Consider the following 24,982-nt stretch of genomic DNA (forward strand, 5'->3'; position numbering starts at 1 on the left):
TACTGGTCCGCGCGGGCGGCCGGATTCGGTCGCGGCCGACCTTCAGTAGAAGTTCACCGGCCGGTCAGCTTGTGCCGGAAAACGTTACCGGGCACGGATTTGACCGAGTGGATCGGGCTGCCCGCCGGCGAGCGGGAGCAACGCGGCGAGTGCGGCGGTGCCGTCGAGGAGCGCGCGGGAACGCGCGGTGATGCCCGCCTCCCGCGCGGCGAGCGTGGTGCGGAGGTCACCGGCGCGCTCGCCGTGCCGGAGCCGGGGCATCAGCGCGCGGAGGGCGGGCACGCCGTAGCCGGCGGCGCGCAGCTGGTGGACGATCCGGGCGTCGCGGACCTGGGCGGGGGAGTAGCGCCGGATGCCACGCGGCGTGCCCCGGTCCGGCACGACGAGGCCCTCGGCGTCCCAGTGCCGCAGGGCCGAGGGACGGATCGCGAGCGCGGCGGCGAGTTCGGCGACGGTCATCGCGTCCGAGGGACGCGCGTCGGCGATCGGCTCGGCGGCGATCGCCTCGGCCGCCGCCTCGGCCTCCCGGAGTTCGGCGCGTTCCCGGTCGAGCCGCGCGTGGGCGGCGTCGAGCTGTGCCAGGACGTCGGTCACCGGGCGTTCGTGGACGGCGCGGACGATCCGCTTGGCCGCCACCGGGCCCAGCCCCGCCGCCAGCGCGCGGTAGGCCAGCGCCGACCGGACGTGGACCTCCCGGTAGCCGCGGTAGCCCGACCCGGACCGCGCGGCGGGTGGCAGCACGCCGTCCCGTTCGAGGTTGCGGATCTGCTGCACGGAGTACCCGGCGGCGCGGGCGACCGCCGCCGTCCGCAGTATCGGCGAGTTGAGAGTTGTCACGTCGTTTTCCTGGGTTTCCCGCGTCTGAGCCTCCACATGCACTTTAATATGACACTGGAGCACATGACGACTGAGGAGATCATCCGTTTCGTCGGCGCCCTCGACGGGGTGCTGGCGCTCAGCCCGGTACCGGGCGACGGTTCGCCGGAGATCAGCTGGGGCGACACGTTCTTCTACTACGCGCCCGACGGCGTCGTGCCGAAGGGACAGCCCTTCGCCACGATCGTGACCAAGGACTACCCGGGCGACGAGCGTTCCCGGCTGGACCGCCCTGGCGTCTTCCGGGTCAACATCGCCGCCGGGAAGGACGCCTTCCGCGCGTGGACCGGCCACGCGCCACGCGATCCCGGTGCCGAGGCCGACCCCGGTGCCGCCGACACCGTCCTGGCCCATCCCGTCTACGGCACCGCCGGCTGGCTCGCGGTGGTGAACCCGGGACCGCGGACCGGCGAGGCGGTGCGTGACCTGCTGCGCACGGCCTACGACCTCGCCCGCTCCCGCGCCGAACGCCGCTGAGGAGGTCCCGAACGACGCTCGAGACCTGTCATTTGTGCACACTCCGTCAGCGCGGCGCGGCGCCCGAGGGACGCCCTGGGTGCGTTGGCTGCACCCAGGGCGTCCCTCGCTGCGCTGGATGCACCGAAGGCGTCCCTCGGAGCGTTCGCGGCATGCGCGAGATCGAGGGGAACTTTCCACCCGTCGGCAGGGTGGAAAGTCCCTCTCGGCTCAGGTATTATCCGTTCAGCATCCTTCTCCGGGAGAATTCCCGGGATGGCAGAGCATGCGATTCGACCAGATCCGGTTCCCCCATTCGGTCCGGCGAGTTTCGGCGCGATCGGCCGGTCAAGGGAATTCGCCGACTCGCGGTTGCCGGAAATATGTTTTCAGTTGCCTTGGAACGTGGCGCTCGGCTGTGCCAGATCGGGCTGCTCCGGTGGCTGCTGGTCGGGACCGAGGACCTGGTCGCCGTAGATGTCGTGCAGCCAGTTGGTGTGGTAGATGGTGTCCAGGTAGCGCTCGCCGAGGTCGGGGGCGATGGCCACCGCGGTCACTTCCCCCGCGTCGTGCTGGTCGAGCCACGCGGTCGCGCCGCTGACGACCGTGCCGGTGGACCCGCCGAAGAGGAAGCCGTTTCTCGCCAGCCGGTGGCAGGCGCGCACGGCGTCGGCCTCCTCGACGAGGATCACGTCGTCCACATAGGACTCGTCGAGGATCGGCGGGCGGACGCTCGTGCCCAGCCCCGGCAGCATTCGTTGTCCCGCCGGGCCGCCGAAGGTCACCGAGCCGACGCTGTCCACCGCCACCACTCGGACCGGGCGGTGCCACTCCTTGAAGTAGCGCGCGCAGCCCATCAGCGTCCCGGTGGTCCCCGCCCCGACGAACAGCACGTCCAGGTGCGGGAACGCGGTGGCGATCGCCGGCGCGGTTCGGCGGTGGTGGGCCCGCCAGTTGTTGGGGTTGCGGTACTGGTCGAGCCACACGTAGCGGCTGTCGGAGGCGCACAACGCGCGCACGTGGTCGATCCGGGCGCCGAGGAAGCCGCCGGTGGCGCTGGGCTCGGTGACCACGTGCACCTCGTTGCCCAGCGCCTCGATCGCGCGCCGGGTGGAGAGGTTGCAGCGCGGGTCGGTGACGCACAGGAAGTGGTAGCCACGGCTGGCGGCGAGCATGCTCAGCGCCACGCCGAGGTTCCCGGAGGAGGACTCGATCAGCACCGAACCCGCGGTGAGGATTCCGTCCCGCTCGGCGGCGTCGACCATTTCCGTGGCGGCTTTCAGCTTGACCGAGCCCGCGAAGTTGAAACCCTCGCATTTCAGGTAGATCGGGTGCCCGAAGGTCCATTGGAGGTCGATGTAGAGCTCGTCCTCGTTGAAGGCTTCCGGAACGGTTATGACTGGCACTGTGGTCTCCTCGTTCCCGGCAGGCGCGGCCGCTCAGCCATAGCGGCGCAACTCCCGGAAGAAGTCGTCGATGATGTGGAGTTCGCCGGCGCGGGAGACCTCGTCGTAGACGTACTTGCCGACAGCGAGGTCGAGCACGCCGAGCCCGAAGGGGGAGAAGATCAGCGGCCGGTCGGTGGGCGGCACCACCCGTCCGGTGATCACGTCGTCGAGCGTGCCGAGCAGGAACTCCCGGGAACCGGTGAGCCGCTCGGCCAGATGCGGTGACGTTTCGGCCTTGAGACAGTGCTCGACGTCGTCGACGACGTTGGCCGAGGCGAGCAGGATCTCCGGTGCCAGGTCACGCAGCGACACGTGCAGCACCAGCGGGTTGTGGTCGAACCAGGACAGCCGGTCGACGTGCGGCTTGCCCGCCACGGTCGCGAACACCACCAGGTCGCTGGAGCGGATCAGCCCTTCGGCGGTCTCGTGCACGGTGACCCGTCCGGCGCCGGCCCCCTCGAGGTAACCGCGGAATCCCGCCGCGTTGTCCGCGGCCAGGTCGTGCACCCCGACCTCGTCGAACGACCAGCCGGTGCCCGCGAGGAAGGTGTGGATGTAGCGGGCGATCAGGCCCACCCCGAAGAACCCGACACGGGTGGGCCGCGGTCTGCCCCGGCTGAGCCGGTCCGCGGCCAGCGCCGCCGACGCCGCCGTCCTGGTGGCGCTGATGATCGAGCTTTCCAGGCAGGCGAAGGGATATCCGGTGTCGTGGTCGTTGAGGATCAGCACCGCCGAGGCCCGTGGGATACCGGCGGCCACGTTGTCCGGATAGCTGGAGATCCACTTCAGGCCGTCCACCCGGACGTCCCCGCCGATCGAGGCGGGCAGCGCGATGATCCGGGCGGTGGGGCGGTCGGGGAAACGCAGGAAGTAGGAGGGCGGGTTGACCGAGTCACCGGCGCCGTGCAGCCGGTAGGTCGCCTCGACCAGGTCCACGATCTGCCTTTCGCGACCCCGCAGCGCGTCGTGCACCTGGCCGCCGGAGATCACCGCGAACGGCGGGACGGCGCCCGGGCCGGTGGTGGCGGCCGAAGGCGCTTCCGCCGCGGTCACCGGGTCACCCGCACGGTCGGGGCGCACTCGTCGAGGCGGACCGGGTCGCCGAGGCCGGCGAGCACCTCGCGCGGCCCGTCGAAGGCCTCCCTGCTGTGCGCGGCGCGGATGTTGTCCACGAGCAGCAGATCGCCCGCCTGCCACGGTTCGCGCGTGGTGTGCGCCTCGTAGACCTCGTTGAGCAGGTGCACGACGTCTTCGCCGATCGGGTCGCCGTCGCCGTAGCACGTGGTGAACGGCAGCCCGTCGGTGCCGTAGAGATCCACGAGGTACTCCCGGATCTCCGGTTCGATCGTCCACTCGCTCAGGAACGCGATCTGGTTGAACCAGCAGCGCCGCCCGGTGACCGGGTGCCGGACCACCGCGCTGCGCCGCTGCCGGGTGCGTAGCCCGCCGTCGGGCTGCCAGTCGAACTCGATGGCGTTGCGGCGGCAGTACTGTTCGACGGTGTCGCGGTCCTCGGTGCCGAACGTCTCGGCGACCGTGGCGCCGATCTCCTCGTTGTAGCAGCGGACGAGCTGCCAGCCTTCGCGCTCGAACCGGTCGACCAGTTCGGCGGGCAGCGCGTCGAGCACGGCCGAGGAGTCGGCGACGCCGGTCGCGCCACCGCCGGTCGCCGGGGTGAGGCACGCGAAGAGCATCAGCCCGGGGAATTCGAGGGTGTAGCTGAGTTCGTGGTGCATGCACATCTGCTGGTTCGGCGGCCACGGGGTGGCGGACAGGACGCCGCCGGGATGCGTGGTCCGGCGGGCGAAGGGCTCCTTGTCCGTCATCAGTTCGCGGGTCAGTTCCCGGAAGACCGCGCCGGTGCCCGCCGCGTCGGCCAGCCCGAGACCGCGGATCAGCAGCGAGCCGTGTTCGGTGACGACCGCGCGCAGGGCGTCGGTGTGCCCGGCTGCCCAGCCCGGCGGGTCGTCGATGGTTCCGGTCTCCAGCATCGGGGGCGCGCCGGGACGCAAAGTCACGTCGAGCAGCGAGGCTGCGGACGAGGATGACATTTTCCGTGTTCCTTTCGGTCGGACCGGTCGGACTCAGTGCGTCGAACTCAGCCGCGCGGCGCGGAGCACGGCCCGCGCGGCTTCGGCGGGACGGGTGTGCGGGAAGTAGTGGCCCCCGGCCGGCAGGAGGTCCACCTCGACGTGCTCGGCGAACAGCTGCCAGCCGAGGTGTCCCTCGCCGGAGTTCGCCGTGGCCGGGTCGTCGGCGGCCAGCACCGTGGTGACCGGTGCGGACAGCCGTTCCCCCGGCGGGGTGTCCAGCGCGTCGACGTAGTAGCGCAGTGCGGACAGGAAATCGTGCCGGTAGACGGCGCCGATGTGCTCGGCGCGCCGCGTGGTCAGCTCGCCGAGGTCGGCGTGGCCGATCTGTTCGGCGAGTTTCGTGGCGATCCCGGTGTTGCTCCGCCCGGCGAGCCGGGCGATCTCGCCGCGCCGGGTGGCCGCGTCGCCGAGCAGCTGGGCACCGAGGAAGACGTGCTCGACGGTGACCTCGCGGTCCCGCAGCCGCCGGGCGGTCTCCAGCGCGAAGGCGGCGCCCGAGGAGTGGCCCCACAGCAGGACCCGGCCCGGCCCCAGCCCGGTGATCTCGGCGACGACCTGGTCGACGACGTCGGCCAGCGGTGCCAGCGGTTCGGTGTCGGCGGCCGGGTCGTGGCCGGGGAGCTCGACGGCGTGCACGGCCAGTCCGGCACCGGCCAGCGCGGTGGCCATCGGCCGGAAGTTCACCGCGTTGCCGCCGGCGTACGGGAAACAGACCAGCGTGCCCCAGGCCGGCTCGGCCGGCTCCAGCAGGGGGTGCAGCAGCGGTTGCGGTGTGCCGCCCGGCGCCTGCGGGCCGGCGTCCAGCAGTGCGGCGAGGTCGGCGAGCACCGGGTGCCGGGTGATGTCCTTCAGCGACACCGTCCGGTCGAGCGCGATCGCCAGTTTCACCGCCGACAGCGAGGAACCGCCCCGCTCGAAGAAGTGGTCCCGCCGGTCCACCTGGTCCGCGCGGACCCCGAGCACGCCGGCCCACGCGTCGGCCAGCCGCCGCTCGGCGGGCGTGCCGGGCGCGTGCCGGTCCCCGTCGGCTCCGTCGGCGGCGTGGAGTTCGGCCGCCAGCGCCGTCAGCCGCTTCTTGTCGATCTTTCCGTTGGCGTTCAACGGAAGGCTGTCCTGCCACTGGAAGGCCGCCGGGACCATGTACTCCGGCAGCGACGCGCCCAGCCGCGTCCGCAGGGTCTCGGTCTCCAGCGGATGCGAGGCGGCGTAGAAGGCCACCAGGTGCTTGCTCCGGTCCGGCCGTTCGGTGACCACGACCGCCCCGTCGCGGACACCGGGGACGCGCAACAGGGTGTTCTCGATCTCGCCGATTTCGATGCGGAAACCGCGGATCTTGACCTGGGTGTCGCGGCGGCCGAGGAATTCGAGCTTCCCCTCCGGGAGCCACCGGCCGTGATCGCCGCTGCGGTAGAGCCGGTTGCCGGGGCGGTGCGGATCGGTGGTGAAGGCGGCCCGGGTGCGGTCCGGGTCGTTGACGTATCCCCGTCCCACACAGACGCCGGAGAACACGATCTCACCGGGCGCGCCGAGCGGGACGAGGTCCAGCCGTTCGTCGACGACGTAGACGTGCACGTTGTTGACCGCGGGGCCGAGCGGGACCCGGTCGCGTTCCGGCGGCCCGGTCATGACCTCGTGGTTGGTGTCGTCCGAGGTCTCGGTCAGCCCGTAGGCGTTCATGAGCTTGATCCCCGGCTTCGCCGCGAACCAGCGCTCGGTGAGTTCCTTTTTCAGCGCCTCGCCGGTGACCGACACGCACCGCAGGTCCGGCAGCGGGTGCGGGTGTTGCTCCACATAGGACAGTACGACCTCCAGATAGGACGGGACGAGCTGGAGCACGTTCACCCTGCCCTCGGCGACGGTGTCGACGAACCGCCGCACGTCGAGGATGGTCTCCTGCCCGATCACCAGGGTCCGGCCGCCGACCAGGAGCGCGGAGACCAGCTGCCACAGGGAGATGTCGAAGCACTGCGGGGCGGTCTGCGCCACGACCTGGCCTTCGGCGATGCCGAGGTCGTCGATCTTGGCGTAGAGGTGGTTGAGCAGCCCGGCGTGTTCGAGCATCGCCCCCTTCGGCTCCCCGGTCGAGCCGGAGGTGAAGTAGATGTAGGCGAGCTGGTCCGGGGTCACCTCGACGCCGAGGTCGGTTGCGGCGTGCTCCTCGGTGTAGGCCGCGTCGACGTCGAGGCAGCGGACGCCGGGCAGGGAGCCGAGCGCCTCGTCGAGTGTGTCGCTGCTGCCCGGTTCGGTGAGCGCCAGCCGGCATTCCGCGCGGGAGAGCGTCTTCGCGATCCGGTCGGCGGGGAAGTGCGGCTCGATGGGCAGATAGACGCCGCCCGCCTTGAAGATCGCGAGGACCGCGGCCAGCCAGTCCAGGCCTCGCTCGGTCACCACCGCGACGACGCCCTCGCGGCGCAGTCCCCGCGCCACCAGCGCGCGGGCCAGCCGGTTGGCGCGCGTGTTGAGCTGCCGGTAGGTCCACCGCCGGGTGCCGTGCACCGCCGCGACCGCGTCCGGCCGCACGCGTGCCTGCTGTTCGAACAGTTCGTGGCACCGCAGGTCCGGCAGGGCCCGGTGGGGTCCGGCGAGACCCTCCAGCTGCCGGGTGATCTCCTCGTCCGACAGCAGGCCGCGCACGCCGTGGTCGCCGTCGGGGTCGGTGCCGAGCGCGGTGAGCGCGGTGTGGTGGTAGCCGCCGATCCTGGCGGCGCACTCCGCGTCGAGGACGTCGGTGCGGTACCGGATCCGCAGCCGGAAGCCCTCGCCGTCCCCGGCCAGCGCGACCGACAGCGCGACGCCGCCGGGGAGGTCACCGCCGGACCCGTCCGGGTCCAGCACGGTCTCGAACACCGGCCCGGCCACGCCCAGCTCCCGCCGGAGCTCGTCGAGTGGGAAGTCCTTGTGTGCCAACAGCTCTGCCTCGGCCATGGCGGCCTCGGCCAGTAGCTCCCGCCAGGTTCCCGGCCCGGCCGTCACCCGGCAGGGCAGTGGCCGTCCGCCCGGCCCCGCCCGGTGTCCCCAGCAGACCTCCGGCTCGCCGGACAGCGCGGCGAGCACCTTCGCGTGCGCGGCGAGCAGCGCGGACCCCACGGGCACGGAAAGCTCGCCGGTCAGCCTGCGCAGCGCCGCCACGAGGTCGGGGTGGATCGGGGACTCGTACTCGGCGGTGCCCGGTTCCGGCCGGAGTGTCCACTGTGGAATCCTGGTGGCCCCGCTGCCGGCGAGCACAGCGGCCCAGTACTCCCGGCCGCCTCCGGCGGGGGTGCGCGTCGTGCCTTCCGCTCTGCTCACTGTTTCCTCTCCATTCGGTGGTGGCGCGGTGCGTGCGCGTCGAGGACCGCGGCGGCGCCGTAAGCGGCGACGTCGATTCCGGGGTCCAGGGGGAACGATGACGTCGTTCGGGTCAGTGGCTGCCCGCCGGCAGCGTGGCACCCCGGAGTTCACTGGCCGGGTTGCCGCCCCAGTGCGTGTGCGGCGGGACCTCTTCGCCCTTCATGAGGAAGGAATCGGCCGCGAGTGTCGAGCCCTCGCCCATCCGTACGCCGTAGTGGACCCAGGCACCGGTCCCGACGGTGCAGCGGTCCCCGATGGTGATGCCGTCCATCTTGAACCCGCCGTCCTCCTGCGAGTGGCACTGGACGATCGAACCGGCGTTGAGCGCGACGTCGTCGCCGATCGTCACCAGCGTCTTCTCGACGATCCCGCAGCCGTCGTCGTAGAGCCTGCGGCCCACCCGCACGCCCAGCAGCCGCATGGCGATCGGCTTGAAGGGGGTGCCGTTGAGCAACTGGAGGTGCACCGCCGTCGACGCGGCCTTCCAGAACCGTTCGTGCCGCCAGAACCGGCGGTCGTAGATCGAGCAGGACAGCGGTTTCAGCGGCTGGATCAGGGTCATCGTCCGCTCCACGACGACGAAGTAGCCGATGCTGAAGCCGACCATGACGATCGAGTCGAGTGCGATCATCGGCGCGCCGACGATCGGGTAGAGAGCCTTGGTGCCCCAGCCGAGCAGCAGGACCCCGAGCAGGTAGAGCCACTGGGTCAGTACGTAGAGCACCATGGTGACGGCGTTGTGCCGGTTCTTGGCGGCGAGCCTGCGGCGGAGTTCGGCCGGGGTCTCCGGGTGGTCGAACCGGCTGTCCCGTTCGACCGAACGCGGGATCTCGAAGCTGGGCGAGCCCAGCAGGCCGACGCCTTCGCGGACCTTCCCGTCGACCGGCACGAGGACCTTGGTCGCGAGCAGGCAGTTGTCGCCCGTCTTCGCGTCCGAGGGAAAGACGACGTTGTTCCCCAGGAAGTTGTGTGCCCCGATCCTCGCCCGCGACACCCGGAAGGAGGTGTTCGAGTAGTCCGCGTTCACGACCGACAGCCCGTCGGCGATCATCGTCCCGCTGCCGACGGAGGTCAGGTAGGGCGTCTCGAACTTCTCCTGCACACCGAAGTTCGAGCCGGTCTGCTCGGCCTTCGACAGGTCGCACCCGATGGCGCGCAGGTAGTGCACGATGGCGGAGCTGTCCCCGAACAGGGTCTTGAAGAACTTCGCGTTGGTGACGATCCTGATGGCGCGGTGCAGCGAGTAGTGGACGCTGTAGAGCGGATACACCTTGTCCGGCTTGATCAAGCGGCCGAACAGCCGCGGGACGGTCGTGGCGAGCGCGAAGCCGATGAGCCGGAGGCCGACGAAGAGCACGAGCGACACGAGGATGGCGTCGCGGTAGAGCGCCCAGCTCGTGAAGTCCAGCATTTCCGTGCCGTCCAGCAGCGTCGCGAGCCACGGCGCCTGGCTCAGGATCAGGTCGGTGCCGCCGAGCAGCAGGGGCGCGAACAGCCCGGCGAGCACGAGCAGCTGCCGGGCGACGTAGAACCCTCTCCGCAGGTTCCCGCAGCGGGCCGGGGCCGCCGCGCGGTAGTCCACGTCGGCCCGGCGGGCGGGGGAGCCGTGCCAGCTCTGCCCGGCGGGCACCGTCTGGCCGGTGTGCAGGGAGGAGGTGTGCCCGAGCTGGGCGCCGTCACCCAGCGCGGCCCCGAGGTCGATCGTGGACATCTCCCCGACGAACGCGTTCTTCCCGATCGTGATCGCGCCCGTCTGGATCGCCCCGCCCTGCGCCCGGTAACCGGTGAGGAAGGAGTCCTTCCGGATGACCGTGCCCTCGCCGATGACCAGCATGTCGGTGCACACCGGCACGTGCTGGGTGAAGATCGTGACGCGTCGCCCGATCCGGGCGCCCAGTGCTCTCAAGTAGAGCGAGTACAACGGGGAGCCGGCGAAGAACAGCACCAGCACGTTGCGCTGCACCAGTGTCTTGACGAGCCAGAAGCGGAAGTAGGCGAAGGTCCAGAGCTTGATCTCCCGTGGCCGCCACCTGCCGATCAGCAGCCACTTCAGCGCGATCGGCAGGGTGCACAGCGCTACCAGCAGCGCGCTGCCGAACGCCACCGAGCGCAGGTAGAAGGCGAGGAGGTCGGCGCCGCCGCCGATCCAGTCCGCGCCCAGCGACATGGCCACCGCCAGGAAGCAGGAGTAGGCGAGGAAGAACAGCAGTTGCAGCGCGCCGCAGAGGACGTAGCTCAGCGTTCCGGGGCGCTCGCGCCGCTCCGCCACCACCTCTTCCGCTTCGGCGGGCGGGGCAGGCGGCACCGGGGCCTGCTCGGTGTCCGCCAGCGCCGCCGCCAGGCTGCCGATCGTCGGGTGGTGGTAGATCTCCCGCATCGACACGGTGGGGAGGTCTGGTCTCTTCCTGACTCGCGCGCAGAACTGGGCCATCAGCAACGAGTTGGCGCCCAGATCGTCGAAGAAGTTGCTGTCGAGGGCTACTTGATCACTCCCCACTATGTCGGCGAGAACCTCAGCGAACCCGTGCTCTATACCGGCGGTAGAACCAGCCTCGGTTAGAGAAGACTCAGTCAGACCCACGACGTCGATAATCAACGTCTTTAACCGCGAAGTAACCCCTTGAGTCCGAATTCTGCGGTTCCGTAACCCGTTTGAAATAAAACGGGCACATGAAGCTCACAAGCTCACGAATAACGCCCAGATCGTGTGAAATCCCGTATTCGTGCCTGTCGTAAGATCCATACTACACGGAATTCCCTGGCGGCAATTTTTCGTAGATTGTCGCCACCGGCGAAATAAGGTACTTATGGTACCGGCGACCTCGGCTTACGGGTGTTCACGATACTCCGATCGGCAGCCGTAGTATACCCCTATAAGTAGAACTGATGGCCCAATTGAGTGTTCTTCGCCGCGATCCGGTTTTGCCGGTAACAAAACCGGGTCGTTGCGCGTGGAGCGAAATCGATAACGTTGTGTTCGTGACCATCCGGTGAACTGCACGTGATCGGCGGGAGGGGCCGCGTGAGGGCGCTGGGGAGCCCGCCCCGTTATCACCCTCGCCGGCGCAATCACATCCGGTTCACCTGATGGGAACTCAGTGTCTCGCTGTCCGGCTGAGTGCTCGCTGAGTCGGCTCCGTCCGGCGGAGGTGGCGCTTCCGGCAAATGGTGGAAGCGCTGACGAAGTGTTCGCCGGTGAACGGTGCGCGACGGCGTGTGTGGAGACGTTCGGATTCGGATAACAACGTGTGATATGACAACAGTTTGTTTCGACAATAGTCCGGGAGGCCGGTGCGCGATGGCGGCCGCTCAGCGGCGGCGGGGACCCGCGGTGTGGTGGTCGCGGTGCGGCTCCCGGGCCCTGGCCGTCGCGCGGGCCCGATCCGGGTGCGGCGGCCCGGGAGCGGTCGCGCCGCCGGCGGGCTCAGGCCCAGACGCCTTCCAGGTTCGCGCCGGAAAGGGGTTCGTCGCCCGCCTCGGCGAAGGCGGTCAGTACCTCGACGAGACCGCGGCGGGCGCGGTCGGGCATCCTGGCGACGATCTTGGCGATCTCCTTGCGCCGCCGCGCCATCACCTGGCGGACGATCCTGCCGCCCTCACGGGTGAGTTCCAGGACGATCTCGCGGCGTGAGGTCGGGCTGCTGAGCCGCTCGACCATGCCGACCGCGACGAGGCGATCCACCATCCGGCTCGCTGTCGAGGGGGTGACGCCCAGCTGGTCGGCGAGCACGGCGTGCTTGAGCGGGCCCCGGGTGTGCAGCACCACCAGCAGCCGGAACTGCGGCAGGGTGAGCTCGCCCGCCGCCGCGACGGAGCGGACGGACACGGCCACCAGCAGCCGGGACGCGGTCAGCACGGCATCGGTGACGGCGTCGATGTCGGTGGTGTCGGTGGCGGCGGCGGAACGAGACATGACCTCCAGTGTGCCGTATACCCGGTGACGGGCAAGGTCACCGGTGGCGACGGCGCCTCCCGGCCCGGCCGGGAATCCACAAAGGACGATCCGGAAGCCCGTCGTGGCGGGAAAAAGCGGAATCGGACGGAGGAAACGCGAAACCCGCTCACTTTGGCCGGTGCCGGCTGTACTCCAACCGCGTGGTCGTGTTCTCCGGCGCGCTCTCCCGGCGCCCGGGGCGGGCAAGCTGACGGGTGGCCGTCCCGTCGAGCGGAGATCGGGGATGTCATGGGACTGGTGTTCGCGAGCGAAGACCTGGCGGAGATCGAGGACTTCATCAGCGCGGGCTACACCTCGATGCGCCTCAGGGCGTCCTCCGGGCAGCGGCAGGAGTACCGGATCTTCCAGAACCCGCTGGGGCCCGCCAGCCTGGACGTGTCCGACGCCGATTTCGAACTGGACTACCAAGCCGACCCGCTGGGGCACCTCGCCCTGATCGGGGTGGAGTCCGGCGGCATCGCGCGGGTGGTGACCGAGGGGGTGGACGGCGCGTTCGGCCCGGGAGAGGTGTTCCTGCTCGCCCAGCCCGACCGGCCCTTCGCCGCCCATTGCCTGCCGGTGCGCTTCGGCTACACGAAGCTGGAGCCCTCGGCGCTGTCCCGGGTGGCCGCGACCGCGCCCGGCCGCACCGAGACACCGGTCCGGCTGACCGGGCACCGCCCGTTCTCACCCGCCGCCGGCAGGCACCTGCTGCGTACCATCACGTTCCTGCGTGAGCACGTCGCGGCCGTGCCGTTCGGCGGGGACGCGCCGCTGATCACCTCCACCGCGCCCCAGCTGCTCGCCGCGACGGTGCTGAACACCTTCCCCAGTACCGCGCTGGCCGATCCCACCATCGAGGACCGCCACGACGCGCATCCGGGCACGGTGCGCCGCGCGATGGCGTTCATCGACGACCATCCGGATCGCGACCTCACCGTCGCCGACATCGCGGCCGCCGCCCAGGTGACCGTGCGGGCCCTGCAGTACGCCTTCCGCCGTCACCGGGGTGTCACGCCGATGGAGTACCTGCGTCAGGTCCGGCTGCACCACGCGCATCTCGCGTTGCAGGCCGCCGACCCGGCGGGCGGGGTCACGGTCACTGAGATCGCCGCCCGCTGGGGTTTTCTCCACCCGGGGCGGTTCGCCCGGCGCTATCGCGGCGCCTACGGCCGTCCGCCGCACCAGACCCTGCTGCGGCATCCGCGCTGACCGGCGCCCCGGCCGACCGGGGCCCCGTCGGGCCGGGGCCCCGGTCGGGTGGACCCCGGGCGTGGGGGAGGGTCGCCCGGGGCCACCAGGCAGGTAGACCGGGTCTGGGGTGACCTGCCCGAAACCACAGTCTGCCCGCGCGGGAGCCGCGTCCGCAGCACGCGGGACGAAACCCGCGTCGTGGCCGTTCAGCGACCACGCCGAGCCGGAAAACGAACCGCGCGACGACCGCCGTGACCGGAAGTGACGGCTCAGCGCGGCGCCGGGGCGACGTCGTTCCAGAAGCCGCACTGGTGTTGCTCGCCGATCTCGCGGGTCAGCACGCTGTCACCCGCGGGCTGGAGCGACATGACCCGGGGATCCCTTGCGGTGTAAGCGGACCAGCGGGGCGCGCCGGGGACGGTGGGGTCGCCGGTGCGGGCGAACCCGGTCCACTGGGTGACCAGCTGCCTGCCGTAGACGGCCTGGTTGGGGTCGAACTTGGCGTCGGGGGCGGGGAAGAGGAAGCTGTTCTCCGCGACGTGGAAGGCGCCGTTGGGTTTGGCCGGGTCGAGGAACCAGACCGGCGGCGAGTCCGTGTTGTCCACCTGGTAGGCGTAGACGGGCAGGTGGCGGGACAGCTGCCGCGCGGTGCGCAGGGCAGGGCAGACCGAGTTGGAGTCGGCCACGATCGTGCGGTAGGCGAGGAAGGCCGCGGGCTCGGGGAAACGGTCGAGCGGGTAGCGGTCGAACACGGCCGGGGCCAGCTCGCCGTACTGCTGCCGCACCAGTTCCCGGTACTGCTGGGGTGTTTCGGCCAGCTGAAGCTGTACCTCGTCCCGGTCGACACCGATCATCACCCGCGCCGGGTTGACCTCGCCGTCCTCGAACGCGTCGACGGGGGCGCGGGGGATGGTGACGCCGTCGACGACGGGCGCGATCGTCCCGCTGTCCGCCTTCAGCCCGTCGCCCGCCTGCGCCAGCAGCTTTTCGACCGGGACCGCGCGCAGGCAGCCCGCGACGTCGGCCGCGTCCGCGCAGCCGACCGCCGCGGTGAACCGGGCGCCGGCCCGCTGCGCCTCGGTTTCGGTGGGCCACTGCGCCTTGCAGTCCTGTGCCTGCCAGGAGGTCTCGTGGCCGAACAGCGAGTTGTACTGCCCGCTCTGGCTGATTCCCTTGTGGAACAGGCCGCGGGCGGCGGGGGAGACCAGCTGCGCGCAGACGCTGGACCCGCCCGCGGACGCGCCGTAGATGGTCACGTTGCCCGGATCGCCGCCGAACCGGGCGATGTTGCGCCGCACCCAGCGCAGCGCGGCCTGCTGGTCCTGGAGCGCGTAGTTGCCGGAGTGCGCGCCGAGCGCCCTGTCCGCGAAGAACCCCATGATGCCCAGCCGGTAGTTGATCTCGACGCTGACCACCCGGCCGGTCGCGGCGAGGTGGGTACCGTTCTGCGGGCCGAACAACAGGAAACCGCCACCGTGGATCTGCACCATGACCGGCAGCGGCCCGGGGCCGGCGTCCCTGGGCACCCGGACGTCGAGGTTCAGGCAGTCCTCGACGGTCCGCGCCGGACCGAGGCGGGCGGGCTGCGGGCACTGGTTGCCCGGCGCGGTGGCGGAGAAGGTGTCCCGCCAGTGCTCCACCGGGCGCGGGGCCCGCCAGCGCAGTTCGCCGACCGGTGCCGCCGCGTACCGGATGCCGAGCCAGGAGGTCACCCCGTCGCGGGCCAGGCCGCACACCGGGCCTTCGGCGGTGCGCACCTCGGTGCCCGCGGTGCAGGGCGGCGCGGTGCCCGGCGGTGCCGTGCCCGGTGTCGTCGCGACCGCGCCGGTCGGCGGGAACACGGTCGCGAGGACGACCACGGCCGCGGCCGACAGCCGCGCCAGTGCCTTGCCTGTCACTGGTGACCACCTCTTTCGCGTTGTTTCGCGCAACGGGAAACGACGGGAACCACACCCCGGGGAAGCCGGGCGGGACCCGCGCGCGAACGGGGACGGGTGCGCGCCCGGTCTGCGGATTTTCCTTCCCCCGCAGCGATTTTCCGGGGTGGTCAGCTCAGTTTCCCGGCGGCGACGAGGAAAGCACAACCCGCCACTCGTGGTATCCCGCAGCGGCGACGGCCTCGCCGGCGGGGGACCGGAATTGAATGTCCACATAGGAAAAAGACGCATTCTTCACCGGCGTCGGCATGGCCTGGAGCGGCCGGGGTCGCGCACGCGTGGCCCGCCCAGGACCGCGGGGCCGCGCCCACCGCCGGTCTCGGCGAACCACCACTACCCGCCCTAGTGCGATACACCCGTCGTGGGTCCGGCCGCTACCCCGGCTCTCGGCAACCCCGAATCCGCACCCGCACGCCCCGCGGCAACACCACGCGCACCCACGAACCCCCGGGGCCCCGTCGAGGGACGGGTCAGGGCAGGGCCGCCCGGCGGCACGCTTCCTTGGCGAGGTCCACCGGCACTCCGGCGACCTGCAACGATCCCTCGCAAAGGACCCGATCGCCCTTCGCGCCGTAGTTGCACCCGATATCCACGATGATGCCGCCGTGGCCGGTGGCGAGCAGGTAGAACCGGCAGCCGAAAAAGCTCGCACCGGCTACCGGGGTCTCCGCCACCGCGGACGCTGTCGAAAAGCAGGCCACCAGGGTGCCGACCAGGACGATCCGGCGTATGCGCATGGAAAAAAGTCTTGCAGCACAAGAGATCCACTGCACTGCGCCACAAGGACGCAATCGCTACGGAAGGCCGGGGATCAGTCGTCGAGGGCGGGTGGCGTCGTGCGGGCCAGGCGCGGGTCCGGCTCGCCACCGGTCATGGCCAGCGCCCCGGCCACCGCGCGGCCGAGCTTGAGCAGATCGGCCGGATTCTTCTTGTCCAGCCCGCCGAGCAGCTGCCGGAGCACGGTGAGCTGGTCGAAGTAGACGCGTTCGGTGACCAGGTTTTCGTCCGCGTCGAAGAGGAAGTACGCGGTCATCCGCGTCCGGTGCCGGGAGCCGGTGGCCGGGATCCGGCCGAGCGGGCCGCGGTGGGTGCCCGTCAGCCAGAACTCGACGATCACGGCGTCGTGCGCGTGGCGCAGCGCGATGATCTCGTGGTCCTGGTCGGGAAAGGCCACCCGCGTGTCGTGGTAGTACCGGCGGACCGCGTCGTCGCCGTCGTGGACGGTCATCGGGGCGACGAGCTCGTAGTGCGGGTGCGGGAACGTCGAGAGGGTGGCGTCCCAGTCCTGCCGTACCTCGTCGTGGAAGTGGTCGAGGACGAGCTTTTCGCGGGCACGGAGAACGTCCTCGGGCGGCAGGGCGAAGCGGGACATGGCGAACTCCATTTATCCACGGCGTGGGTTTATGCTGGGCACGGTATACCCACGGCGTGGATTTCGACAAGGAGGTGCGGCACCATGTCCGGCATGAGCACCAGTGCCGTACGCCGGGGGCGTCCGCCCAAGGGTGAGAGCAGACTCTCCCGCGAGGCGATCGTGCGGGCGACCCTGCGGGTCATCGCCGCCGACGGCGTCGCCGCGGTCAGCATGCGCGCGGTCGGGCGGGTACTCGGGGCCGACGCCAAGAGCCTCTACAACCACGTCGACGGCAAGGAGGGCCTGCTCGACGCGGTCGCCGAACACCTGCTGGGTGCCATGGCGCTGCCCGAGCCCACCGGCGACCCGCGCGCCGACCTGCGTGCCATCGCCCACGCCTTCCGCGAGCAGGCACTGGCCCACCCCGGCGCAGCCTCCCTCGTCCTCACCCGTCAGCTCGCTTCCTTCGAGGCACTCGCTCCCGTCGAGGCGGTGCTCGCCGTCCTGCGCGACGCGGGATGCCCCGCCGGTGAGTCCGTCCACCTGCTCCGGACGCTGCTCGCCACCCTCATCGGCACGCTGCTGCGGGAGGTCGACGCGGGGCCCACCTACGGCACCACGGACGTCGCCGCCCTCGCGCGGCGGCGGTCGGTCCTGGCCGGCAGCGGCCTGCCCGCGGTCTCGAGGGCGGCGGCCCAACTCGCCCGGTTCGACGCCGACACCGAGTTCGAGTTCACCGTCGAGCTGGCGCTGGACGCCCTCGTCGCGCGGCTCGGGGACCGGCGCTGACACCGGCCTGCCGGCACCGCGGAAGTTTTCTTCGACTTTCTCCGGCCGCGATGTCGTTTCGGGCCGAGGCGGTTCGACGAAAGGGTGAGACAAGACGATCGAGACCCTGGGAGACGACGATGACGGCAGGACAACGCGAGTGGCTGGGGTTGGCGGTGCTGGCGCTGCCGACGCTGCTGTTGTCGCTGGACATGAGCGTGCTGCACCTCGCGGTTCCGCACCTGGCCGCCGACCTGCGGCCGAGCAGCACGCAACTGCTGTGGATCATCGACATCTACGGCTTCATGATCGCCGGGTTCCTGGTCACGATGGGCACACTGGGTGACCGGATCGGCAGGCGGAAACTGCTGATGGCGGGCGGTGCCGCCTTCGGCGCGGCGTCGATCGCGGCGGCCTTCGCCACCAGCCCGGAGATGCTGATCGCGGCGCGGGCCGTGCTCGGGATCGCCGGGGCGACGCTGATGCCGTCCACGCTGGCGCTGATCAGCAACATGTTCCAGGACCCGAAACAGCGCGGGACCGCGATCGCGGTGTGGATGAGCTGCTTCATGGGCGGCATGGTGATCGGCCCGGTGGCCGGTGGCTTCCTGCTGGAGCACTTCCGCTGGGGTTCGGTCTTCCTGATGGCCGTGCCGGTCATGGTCCTGCTGCTGGTCACCGCGCCGAAACTGCTGCCGGAGTACCGCGATCCCGCCGCCGGGCGGCTCGACCCGGCGAGCGTCGCGCTGTCGCTGGGCGCGATCCTGCCGGTCATCTACGCGCTCAAGGAGATCGCCAAGGACGGGGTGACGCCGGTCGACGTGGTCGTGCTGGCGGCGGGCGTCGCGCTCGGCGTGGTGTTCGTCCGGCGTCAGCGCCGGCTGGCCGATCCGATGCTGGACCTGCGGCTGTTCCGGGTGCGGGCGTTCGGCGCGGCGGTGAGCATCATGCTGGTCGGCGCGCTCACCATGGGCGGGGTCTTCCTGCTGGTCAGCCAGTACCTGCAGCTGGTCGCCGGACTGAGCGCGGTGGAGGCCGGGCTGCTGCTGGTCCCGCAGGCGGGCGCGGTGGTGGTCGGTTCGTTGATCGCGCCGCGGCTGGCGCGGCGGTTCCGGCCGGAGTTCGTGCTGGGTTTCGGGATGCTGGTCGCGGCGGCCGGGATCCTGCTGTTCACGCAGGCCGCCGGTGCGAGCGGGGTCGCGTTCGTGGTGGTGGGTATGTCGATCGCCGGTTTCGGGATGGGACCGCAGGGCGTGCTGTGCACCGAGATGGTGGTGAGCTCGGTGCCCCCGGAGAAGGCGGGCGCGGCCTCGGCGATGTCGGAGACCAGCGCCGAATTCGGGATCGCCATGGGGATCGCGGTGTTCGGCAGTGTCGGCACGGCCGTCTACCGCGACCGGATCGCCGTCCCCGCGCCGGTTCCCGCCGAGGCCGCCGCCCAGGCGAGCGACAGTATCGCGGGCGCGCTGCGGGTGGCGAGCACGCTTCCCGGTTCGCTGGCGGACGGCGTGCTCGCCACCGCGCGGGACGCCTTCGCGTCCGGGCTGCACGCCGTGGCGGGAATCGGCAGCGCGGTCGTCGTGGTGTTCGCCGTGGTCGGCATGATCGCGCTGCGCAAAGCCCGGCCGGAGGCCGCCGCAAAGCCGGTTCCGGTGCTGGAAAACCACCACTGATCGGCGCCGGGGGTGGGCCCGTGTCCCGAACGGAGCGTTGAGGACGTTGAACGTCCTCAACGCCCCGTTCGGGACATCCTCGCGGGTCCACTTCGGACGGTCCGGTGCGCTCAGACCGGCTGGTCGAGGTAGGCCCGGATCGACGCCATATCCCGGGACAGCTCGTCCGGATCCGGGCGGTGCCCGGTCATCTCCCGGACCAGTATCGCCGAGGAGACCCGCTGGAGGTGCCGCGCGCGGTCGAACCGGCGCGCGGTGAAGGCGGGCAGCGCCTCCGCGAGCGGACGCCGCGTGAGTTCCTCGGCCAGTACCACCGCGTCTTCGAGCGCCTGCGACCCGCCCTGGGAAAGATGCGGGACGACGGCGTGCGCGGCGTCGCCGAGCACCACCGCCCGGCCGCGATGCCACGGCGCCGGAAGGCGCACCTCGAACAGGGGGCTGTAGACGATCTCCTCGGCGGGCGGCAGGTTTTCCCGGACCTCGGCGATCGGCCCGGTGTACTCCGCGAGCCGCTCGGCCAGCAGTTCCCGCCGCTCACCCGGCTCGTGCCGGGGATTGCCCGGCTCGGCGGTGACCTGGAACAGATACATCTCGTCCTCGCCGAGGGGTACCAGGCCGGCGTCGGTCGTGGCACCGGCGAACTTCGTCATCGCGGCGACCCGGCGGGGCAGCCGCGGCCGGGCGCGCCAGCACGAGTAGCCGGTGAACACCGGGCCGTGCTCCGCGCCGAACAGGCGTTCCCGCAACGGTGACCGCAGTCCCTCGCAGCCCACGACCAGATCGTAGTCGGCCTCCTGCCCGTCGCTGGTCCGGACGCGCGCCGCGGCCGGGCCGTCGGCGAGGTCCTCGATCGTGACCCCGAACCGCGGCCGCGCGCCCTCGGTGGTCGCCGCGGCGCGCAGGATCCCGGCGAGCCGGGCACGGGTGATGCCGAGGTATCCCGGCGTACCGTCCGAAGAGGACGGACAGGGGAGCCCGACGATCCGCGCGCCGGTCGCGTCGCACATCACGTACTCGTCGAAGGGGTACCCCGCGGCGACGACCTCGTCCAGCACCCCGAGTTTCCCGAGCATCCGCAGCGCGTTGTTCGGGACGCTGATCCCGATGCCGGTCACGGCCGGATCGGCCCGCGCCTCGATGACGTCGACCGCCACACCATGGCGGGCCAGCGCGCCGGCCACCGCCAGCCCGCCGATCCCGCCGCCGGACACCAGTACCCGCCGGACCTTCGCGGTCACGAGCACTCCCGTTCGAAGCAGGCGATGCCGTGCGGGCCCGCGCCGACGGGCGCGGTGCGTGTCACGGCCATTTCGCGGAGATCCACGACCGACACCGTGTCGTCCTTGTAGTTGCACACATAGGCGGTGGAGCCGTCGGAACCGGTCGTCACGTTGAGCGGGAAGCGGCCGACCGGGATCCGCGGTCCGAGCACCCAGCCCGCGACCTCCAGCACCTGGACGAAACCCTGACGCAGCAAGGGCTTCTCGTTCCAGACGTCGAAGTTGAAGCTGGTGAACACGACCTGGCCGCCGTCCGGCGTGACCGTGACCGCGCCCGGCCCCTCCGCCAGCCGCACCGTCCTCTCCGGACGGTCGGTGGCCACGTCCACAACGTACAGCTGGGGGGACCGCCTGCTCGCGACGAACACCCGGGAGCCGTCCGGCGAGGCGGCGATCCCCTCGGTGCCGTACGGGGTTTCGATCCGGCCGGTGACCGCCATCGACGCGACGTCGACCACGGTGACGAACGGGTCCTCCTTGTTGGCGGTGTACACCTTGGCGCCGTCCGGGGTCAGCGCGAGCCAGTGCGGCCCATGCGCGCCGACCGGGACCGAGCCGGTCACCTCACCGGTACCGAGATCGAGCGCGATCACCTCGCCGCCGTGGGATTCGCAGCTGATCAGCGCGGTGCGAAGATCGGGCGAGAGCTGGATCCCGTGCGGTCCCCAGTGCGGGGAAAGGTCGACGGTGCGCAGATGTCGCGGTCCGTCGAGCGAGACGACCTCCAAGAAGTGCGACGCCTTCTCGTAGTTGCCGTAAAAGCCGTCCTCGTAACTGATGCTGACGTAGCCGATCCGGCAGCGGGGGTCCACGGCGACCTCGTGGGGCATGGACCGGGTCGGTAGCAGGGCGAGCCGCTCGAAGGACGTGGCGTCGCGGAGTTCGATCGTACTGCTTTCGGTGTCGGCGATCAGCAGGCTGGTCACGGCTTCTCCTCGTGGTCGTGGTGCCGGTGAAGGAAGTTCGGGAACGCCGGTGCCGGTCATGGCCGCCTGCCCAGCACCAGCACCGCGCCGGCGATCGCGACGACGGCGAGTACCACGCCGAGCACGAGGATCGTGGTGAGCGAACCGAAACCACCGACGAGGAGTCCGAACAGGACGGACGGCACACCCATGCCGAGGTAGGCCACGACGAAGAACACCGAGAGGACACCGGCTCTCGACGCGGGCACCGCCGACGCGGTGGACAGCGAAAGCCCGGTTTTGAACAGCATTCCGGCGCCCGCGCCGGTCACCGCGGCGGCGGCCAGGAACAGCCCGAGCGAAGGACGCGCGATGGACACCGACGTCGCCGCGAGGCCGCCGAGGTAGCAGAGGACACCGAGGGAGGTGAGTGCTCGCGTGCCGAGCCCGCCGAGGGCCAGCTGCGCCGTGGCGGAAGCGCCGAACACGGCGAAGGTGGCCATACCGCCGACGAACACGTCGTGGATCCCGAGATCGTTCCGGATGACCAGCGCGCCGACCGAGGAGAACACCCCGCTGGCGCCGAAGGCGGCGAAGCCGAACAGCGACGCGCCCGTGAACACCGCGCGGTGCCCGGCACGGAGGTTCGTCCGGGGCGCGGCGGCGGGCGGCGTGACGGCCGGGTCGACGGTCTCCGGGGTCACCAGCACCAGCGCCAGGCACACCAGCACCAGCAGGCCGAGGACGACGTAGGGCGTTCGCAGCGGGTCCGGCAGCCACTCCGCGAGCGCGCCGGCGACGACCGGGCCGAGCGCGAGCCCGCCGAGGCTCGCCCCGGCCGCGACCAGTCCGGGGAGCTTCGGCGCGGTGACGTGCGGCCGGGCCCGCCGGTCCAGATCGGCGAGATACGCGGTGGCGCTCGCGGCCATCAGGCCGACGCCGAGCCCGGTCAGGAACCGGCCGGTGAGCAGGCCGGCGAGCCCTGGCCAGGCGATCAGCACGTAGCTGGCGGCCAGGGTGACCAGCAGCGCGGGCGCGATGATCCGCCGCCGCCCGAACCGGTCGGAAAGGTGTCCGAGCAAGAGCAGGCTGACCACGATCCCGGCGACCATGATCGCGAAGGCGACCGTCACCCACAGCGGGCCGAACCGGTCGGCCCGCTGGTAGCTCGGCCACAGGGGAGTGGGGGCGGTGCCGAACGCGCTGAGTGCCGCGTAGGCCCCGGCGACCACCCAGAACCCGGCCGAATGCGGCAGGTGCCCGCTCGTGGTGGCCGGGGCGGCGGCCGGTTGCCGCGGCAGTGTCTGCGTGGAGTGGTCCATGCGGATCATGATCACCCGGCGCTAGTATCTGTGACAGAGAATCTGAAGATCTCCAATATCTCCTAGGGAGATGGTGAGCATGGACATCCGGCATCTGCGCCACTTCCTGGCCCTGGTCGAGGAGGGCAGCTTCACCCGCGCCGCGCGTCGCGAGTTCATCGTGCAGTCGGGGTTCTCCTCGTCCATCCGGGCACTGGAGAACGACCTCGGCGTCGACCTCTACGTCAAGGGCACCCGGCCGCCGCGGCTCACGGCCGAGGGACGCGCCCTGATCCCCGCCGCGCGCGAGGCGCTGCGCAGTTTCCACGCCGTCCACGACGCGGTCGGCCAGGCGGGCAGGCGGCTGACCGGCTGGCTGACCATCGGCGTGTTCACCCACGTCGAGCACCTGGTCCCGGTAGCAGGCGTGCTGTCGCGGATGACCGCCCTCCACCCCGCGCTGGAACTCCGGATGTCCCAGCTGCCCACCGAGGTGATGCTCCAGCGTCTCGCCGACGGACGGCTGGACTGCGCCCTGCTTTCCGCGCCCGAGGCCGCGCCGCGGGAGCTCGAGATCACCCACCTGGCCACCGAACCGTTCGTGCTGGCCGGTTCCCGCGGTCATCCGCTGCACCGCTCGTCCTCGATCGGCCTGGCCGATCTCGCGAACCAGCGGTTCGTCGAGATGCCGCGGTACTGGGCGGTGCGCACCGAACTCGACCGGCTCTTCCGGGAGGCGGGCCTGCGCCGCGAGCGCGTCTGCGAGGTCGACGACTGGGGGATGGCGCTGGACCTGGTCGCCGGTGGTGCCGGGCTCGCGTTCCTGCCGAGGGCGGTCGCCGAACAGGGCCGGGACGCCGGGGTCTGGAGCGTCACCCTGGACGACGCGGTGGTCGAGCGCCCGGTCGATTTCGTCCTCCCCCGAGGTGAGGCGGCGACCCCGGCCGCGCGACGGCTGCGCACCGAGCTGGTGGCCGCCGTCTCCTGAACCGCGCGGGGGCGTCTGTCCACAGGGGATTCGAGGTGGCGCGGATCCGGTGCGGGGCCCGGTGGCGCCGTAACCCCGGGCCGTATTGCGTGACGACGTGTCGGCATCGAAGGGAGGGAGCCGGCCGGGCGCCGGTCGGCACCGGCTCATCCGGTCCGCGCGGCGCTGCCGGCGTGTCATGACCGGAAAAAAGCCGCAAAACGCTCCGCTGGACCGGAAATCGGTTCGGCCAAAAGGGGGATCGCCGACAAACCGGTGAATCACGAACGAATTACAGGGGGGATTTGAGGGAACGACCACTTCGTGGTCGGGAAGGGCCTCGCTTCGGATAACATGTAAAGTCCCGATGGGCGGGATCCCGGCTGCCCGATGCCGATCCGAGTGTTCAGCTCAGCCGTGTTTCCGAGGGGAGTCGAGTGAGCCAGTCAGCTGTCATCCGTGATCTCGTCCAGGAATCGCCCGCCAGTATGCACGCCTGGGGACGCGCCGCGCACGGCGGGCCCGGAGCCGAAGTCGAAGTCGCGACGAAGGCGCCCGCGTCGCATACCGTCGTGCTCGCCGACAACCAGCCCGCGATTCGCCACGGTGTCCGATCCATTCTCGAACGTGCCGGTGACATCGCCGTGGTCGGCGAAGCCGCCACCGCGGCGGAGGCCCTCGCGGAAACGGCCCGGCACCGTCCCGACGTGCTCATGATGGACGTCCAGCTCGAAACCGCGGGCAGTCCGGTGATCAGCAGGGCGGTGCGGGCCGCGCCGGGAACAGGGGTGCTCGTCTTCAGCGACATCGACGACGCCGGCGCCCTCTCGGCGGCCATTCGCGCCGGTGCCCGCGGCTATCTGATCAAGGACGCCGGGCCCGACCAGATCGTGCGGGGCATCCAGGCCGTCGCGGCGGGTGAGGTGATCATCGGCAGGGCGATCGCCGAGCGGTTCGGCGCGCTGTTCGCCGCCGCGTCCGGCACGGACTCCTATCCCTTCGCACAGCTCACCAACCGGGAACGGGACGTGCTCGAACGCGTGGCGGCGGGGATGTCGAACCCGGCCATCGCCCGCGATCTGGCGCTCTCGCCCAAGACCGTGAGCAACCGCGTGTCGGCGATCTTCGGCAAGCTCGGGACGGCGGATCGCGCACAGGTCATCGTGCTGGCACGGGAAGCGGGACTCGGGCGCGGCCGATAAAACGGAAATATTTCCCGACGAACGATAATGGACACAGCGCCGGTGAGATGTTCCTCCCGGTATGGTCGTGCGGATTTCCTCGGTCGAGAGGAACGGTTTCCCTGTTCTTCGGGAACGCGGGGAATCTATCGTCGTAAATGCGCCGAAACTCCGAACCCGACCGGAGCGGGATGCGCCGATCGGCTCGCCGTGGATGTCCGGTCGGCACCGGTTATTCGCATTCAGGCCAACGTCGGCCTGCGCGAAAGTGAACTTTTTTCGAAG

Annotated in this window: 19 protein-coding genes; 6 read left to right on the plus strand and 13 right to left on the minus strand. The window is 70.9% G+C overall.

Translation table 11 applies throughout. The annotated features are described in order from the left end of the window. Positions 1 to 84: 84 nt before the first annotated feature. Entirely contained in the window at positions 85 to 837 is a 753-nt protein-coding gene (locus ABD987_RS31620; RefSeq protein ID WP_345402298.1) for a MerR family transcriptional regulator, read from the minus strand. A 63-nt stretch (positions 838 to 900) separates the two neighbouring features. On the opposite strand from ABD987_RS31620, the gene ABD987_RS31625 reads away from it, so the two are divergent. Continuing rightward, positions 901 to 1,353 (plus strand): DUF6194 family protein, encoded by a 453-nt coding sequence (locus ABD987_RS31625; protein ID WP_345402301.1) that lies wholly within the window; start codon positions 901 to 903, stop codon positions 1,351 to 1,353. 368 nt (positions 1,354 to 1,721) lie between these two features. On the opposite strand, the gene sbnA is transcribed toward ABD987_RS31625, so the two are convergent. The 6 genes from sbnA to ABD987_RS31655 all read right to left on the minus strand — a co-directional run bounded on the left by sbnA (position 1,722) and on the right by ABD987_RS31655 (position 12,116). Then, on the minus strand, positions 1,722 to 2,738 hold the full coding sequence (sbnA, locus tag ABD987_RS31630; RefSeq protein ID WP_345402303.1) for a 2,3-diaminopropionate biosynthesis protein SbnA: 1,017 nt from the start codon (positions 2,736 to 2,738) through the stop codon (positions 1,722 to 1,724). 33 nt (positions 2,739 to 2,771) lie between these two features. After that, entirely contained in the window at positions 2,772 to 3,833 is a 1,062-nt protein-coding gene (gene sbnB / locus ABD987_RS31635; protein ID WP_345402306.1) for a 2,3-diaminopropionate biosynthesis protein SbnB, read from the minus strand. Beyond that, positions 3,830 to 4,831 carry a TauD/TfdA family dioxygenase gene (locus tag ABD987_RS31640; protein ID WP_345402309.1) on the minus strand — a complete coding sequence of 334 codons (1,002 nt, stop codon included), beginning with the start codon at positions 4,829 to 4,831 and terminating at the stop codon, positions 3,830 to 3,832. The genes sbnB and ABD987_RS31640 overlap by 4 nt, the downstream gene beginning before the upstream one ends. A gap of 33 nt (positions 4,832 to 4,864) precedes the next feature. After that, positions 4,865 to 8,161, minus strand: a complete 3,297-nt coding sequence (locus ABD987_RS31645; protein ID WP_345402311.1) for a non-ribosomal peptide synthetase — start codon at positions 8,159 to 8,161, stop codon at positions 4,865 to 4,867. 112 nt (positions 8,162 to 8,273) lie between these two features. Next, a complete protein-coding gene (locus tag ABD987_RS31650; protein ID WP_378214125.1) occupies positions 8,274 to 10,784 on the minus strand; it encodes a Pls/PosA family non-ribosomal peptide synthetase in 2,511 nt (836 codons plus the stop codon). A gap of 843 nt (positions 10,785 to 11,627) precedes the next feature. Beyond that, the gene (locus ABD987_RS31655) at positions 11,628 to 12,116 is read right to left on the minus strand and encodes a MarR family winged helix-turn-helix transcriptional regulator (protein WP_345402314.1); all 489 of its coding nucleotides are present in this window, start codon (positions 12,114 to 12,116) and stop codon (positions 11,628 to 11,630) included. A 270-nt stretch (positions 12,117 to 12,386) separates the two neighbouring features. Here ABD987_RS31655 and ABD987_RS31660 point away from each other — a divergent pair, with 270 nt between their 5' ends. Next, complete coding sequence (locus ABD987_RS31660; RefSeq protein ID WP_345402317.1) at positions 12,387 to 13,349, plus strand: helix-turn-helix transcriptional regulator; 963 nt, start codon at positions 12,387 to 12,389, stop codon at positions 13,347 to 13,349. A gap of 251 nt (positions 13,350 to 13,600) precedes the next feature. Here the strand turns inward: ABD987_RS31660 and ABD987_RS31665 are convergent, their stop codons facing one another. From ABD987_RS31665 to ABD987_RS31675, 3 genes are all read right to left on the minus strand, one after another. Next, positions 13,601 to 15,229 carry a carboxylesterase/lipase family protein gene (locus ABD987_RS31665; protein ID WP_345402320.1) on the minus strand — a complete coding sequence of 543 codons (1,629 nt, stop codon included), beginning with the start codon at positions 15,227 to 15,229 and terminating at the stop codon, positions 13,601 to 13,603. Between the two features lie 509 nt (positions 15,230 to 15,738). Further along, complete coding sequence (locus ABD987_RS31670) at positions 15,739 to 16,005, minus strand: hypothetical protein (protein WP_345402323.1); 267 nt, start codon at positions 16,003 to 16,005, stop codon at positions 15,739 to 15,741. 74 nt (positions 16,006 to 16,079) lie between these two features. After that, positions 16,080 to 16,640 (minus strand): ester cyclase, encoded by a 561-nt coding sequence (locus ABD987_RS31675; RefSeq protein WP_345402326.1) that lies wholly within the window; start codon positions 16,638 to 16,640, stop codon positions 16,080 to 16,082. Between the two features lie 93 nt (positions 16,641 to 16,733). Here ABD987_RS31675 and ABD987_RS31680 point away from each other — a divergent pair, with 93 nt between their 5' ends. Then, entirely contained in the window at positions 16,734 to 17,411 is a 678-nt protein-coding gene (locus ABD987_RS31680) for a TetR/AcrR family transcriptional regulator (protein ID WP_345402329.1), read from the plus strand. 119 nt (positions 17,412 to 17,530) lie between these two features. Next, positions 17,531 to 19,063: an MFS transporter gene (locus ABD987_RS31685; protein ID WP_345402332.1), complete on the plus strand. Its 1,533-nt coding sequence runs from the start codon at positions 17,531 to 17,533 to the stop codon at positions 19,061 to 19,063. Positions 19,064 to 19,173: 110 nt separating this feature from the next. On the opposite strand, the gene ABD987_RS31690 is transcribed toward ABD987_RS31685, so the two are convergent. Genes ABD987_RS31690 through ABD987_RS31700 form a run of 3 tightly spaced genes read right to left on the minus strand, consistent with a single transcriptional unit; the run spans position 19,174 to position 22,570 of the window. Then, a complete protein-coding gene (locus ABD987_RS31690) occupies positions 19,174 to 20,301 on the minus strand; it encodes an FAD-dependent monooxygenase (protein ID WP_345402335.1) in 1,128 nt (375 codons plus the stop codon). Further along, positions 20,298 to 21,269 carry a YncE family protein gene (locus tag ABD987_RS31695; RefSeq protein ID WP_345402338.1) on the minus strand — a complete coding sequence of 324 codons (972 nt, stop codon included), beginning with the start codon at positions 21,267 to 21,269 and terminating at the stop codon, positions 20,298 to 20,300. The genes ABD987_RS31690 and ABD987_RS31695 overlap by 4 nt, the downstream gene beginning before the upstream one ends. Positions 21,270 to 21,325: 56 nt before the next feature. Then, positions 21,326 to 22,570 carry an MFS transporter gene (locus tag ABD987_RS31700; protein ID WP_345402341.1) on the minus strand — a complete coding sequence of 415 codons (1,245 nt, stop codon included), beginning with the start codon at positions 22,568 to 22,570 and terminating at the stop codon, positions 21,326 to 21,328. Between the two features lie 79 nt (positions 22,571 to 22,649). On the opposite strand from ABD987_RS31700, the gene ABD987_RS31705 reads away from it, so the two are divergent. Beyond that, positions 22,650 to 23,537, plus strand: coding sequence for a LysR family transcriptional regulator (locus ABD987_RS31705; RefSeq protein WP_345402344.1), 888 nt, complete (start codon positions 22,650 to 22,652; stop codon positions 23,535 to 23,537). 416 nt (positions 23,538 to 23,953) lie between these two features. Then, positions 23,954 to 24,718, plus strand: a complete 765-nt coding sequence (locus ABD987_RS31710) for a LuxR C-terminal-related transcriptional regulator (RefSeq protein WP_345402347.1) — start codon at positions 23,954 to 23,956, stop codon at positions 24,716 to 24,718. Positions 24,719 to 24,982 lie beyond the last annotated feature (264 nt).

Source organism: Amycolatopsis samaneae, from assembly GCF_039541975.1.
Classification (GTDB): domain Bacteria; phylum Actinomycetota; class Actinomycetes; order Mycobacteriales; family Pseudonocardiaceae; genus Amycolatopsis; species Amycolatopsis samaneae.

Coding starts and splice junctions, on each gene's coding strand:
- ABD987_RS31625 (WP_345402301.1), top strand. CDS start 901: ATGACGACTGAGGAGATCATCCGTTTCGTCGGCGCCCTCGACGGGGTG.
- ABD987_RS31640 (WP_345402309.1), bottom strand. CDS start 4,831: ATGTCATCCTCGTCCGCAGCCTCGCTGCTCGACGTGACTTTGCGTCCC.
- ABD987_RS31655 (WP_345402314.1), bottom strand. CDS start 12,116: ATGTCTCGTTCCGCCGCCGCCACCGACACCACCGACATCGACGCCGTC.
- ABD987_RS31660 (WP_345402317.1), top strand. CDS start 12,387: ATGGGACTGGTGTTCGCGAGCGAAGACCTGGCGGAGATCGAGGACTTC.
- ABD987_RS31670 (WP_345402323.1), bottom strand. CDS start 16,005: ATGCGCATACGCCGGATCGTCCTGGTCGGCACCCTGGTGGCCTGCTTT.
- ABD987_RS31675 (WP_345402326.1), bottom strand. CDS start 16,640: ATGTCCCGCTTCGCCCTGCCGCCCGAGGACGTTCTCCGTGCCCGCGAA.
- ABD987_RS31680 (WP_345402329.1), top strand. CDS start 16,734: ATGAGCACCAGTGCCGTACGCCGGGGGCGTCCGCCCAAGGGTGAGAGC.
- ABD987_RS31685 (WP_345402332.1), top strand. CDS start 17,531: ATGACGGCAGGACAACGCGAGTGGCTGGGGTTGGCGGTGCTGGCGCTG.
- ABD987_RS31700 (WP_345402341.1), bottom strand. CDS start 22,570: ATGGACCACTCCACGCAGACACTGCCGCGGCAACCGGCCGCCGCCCCG.
- ABD987_RS31705 (WP_345402344.1), top strand. CDS start 22,650: ATGGACATCCGGCATCTGCGCCACTTCCTGGCCCTGGTCGAGGAGGGC.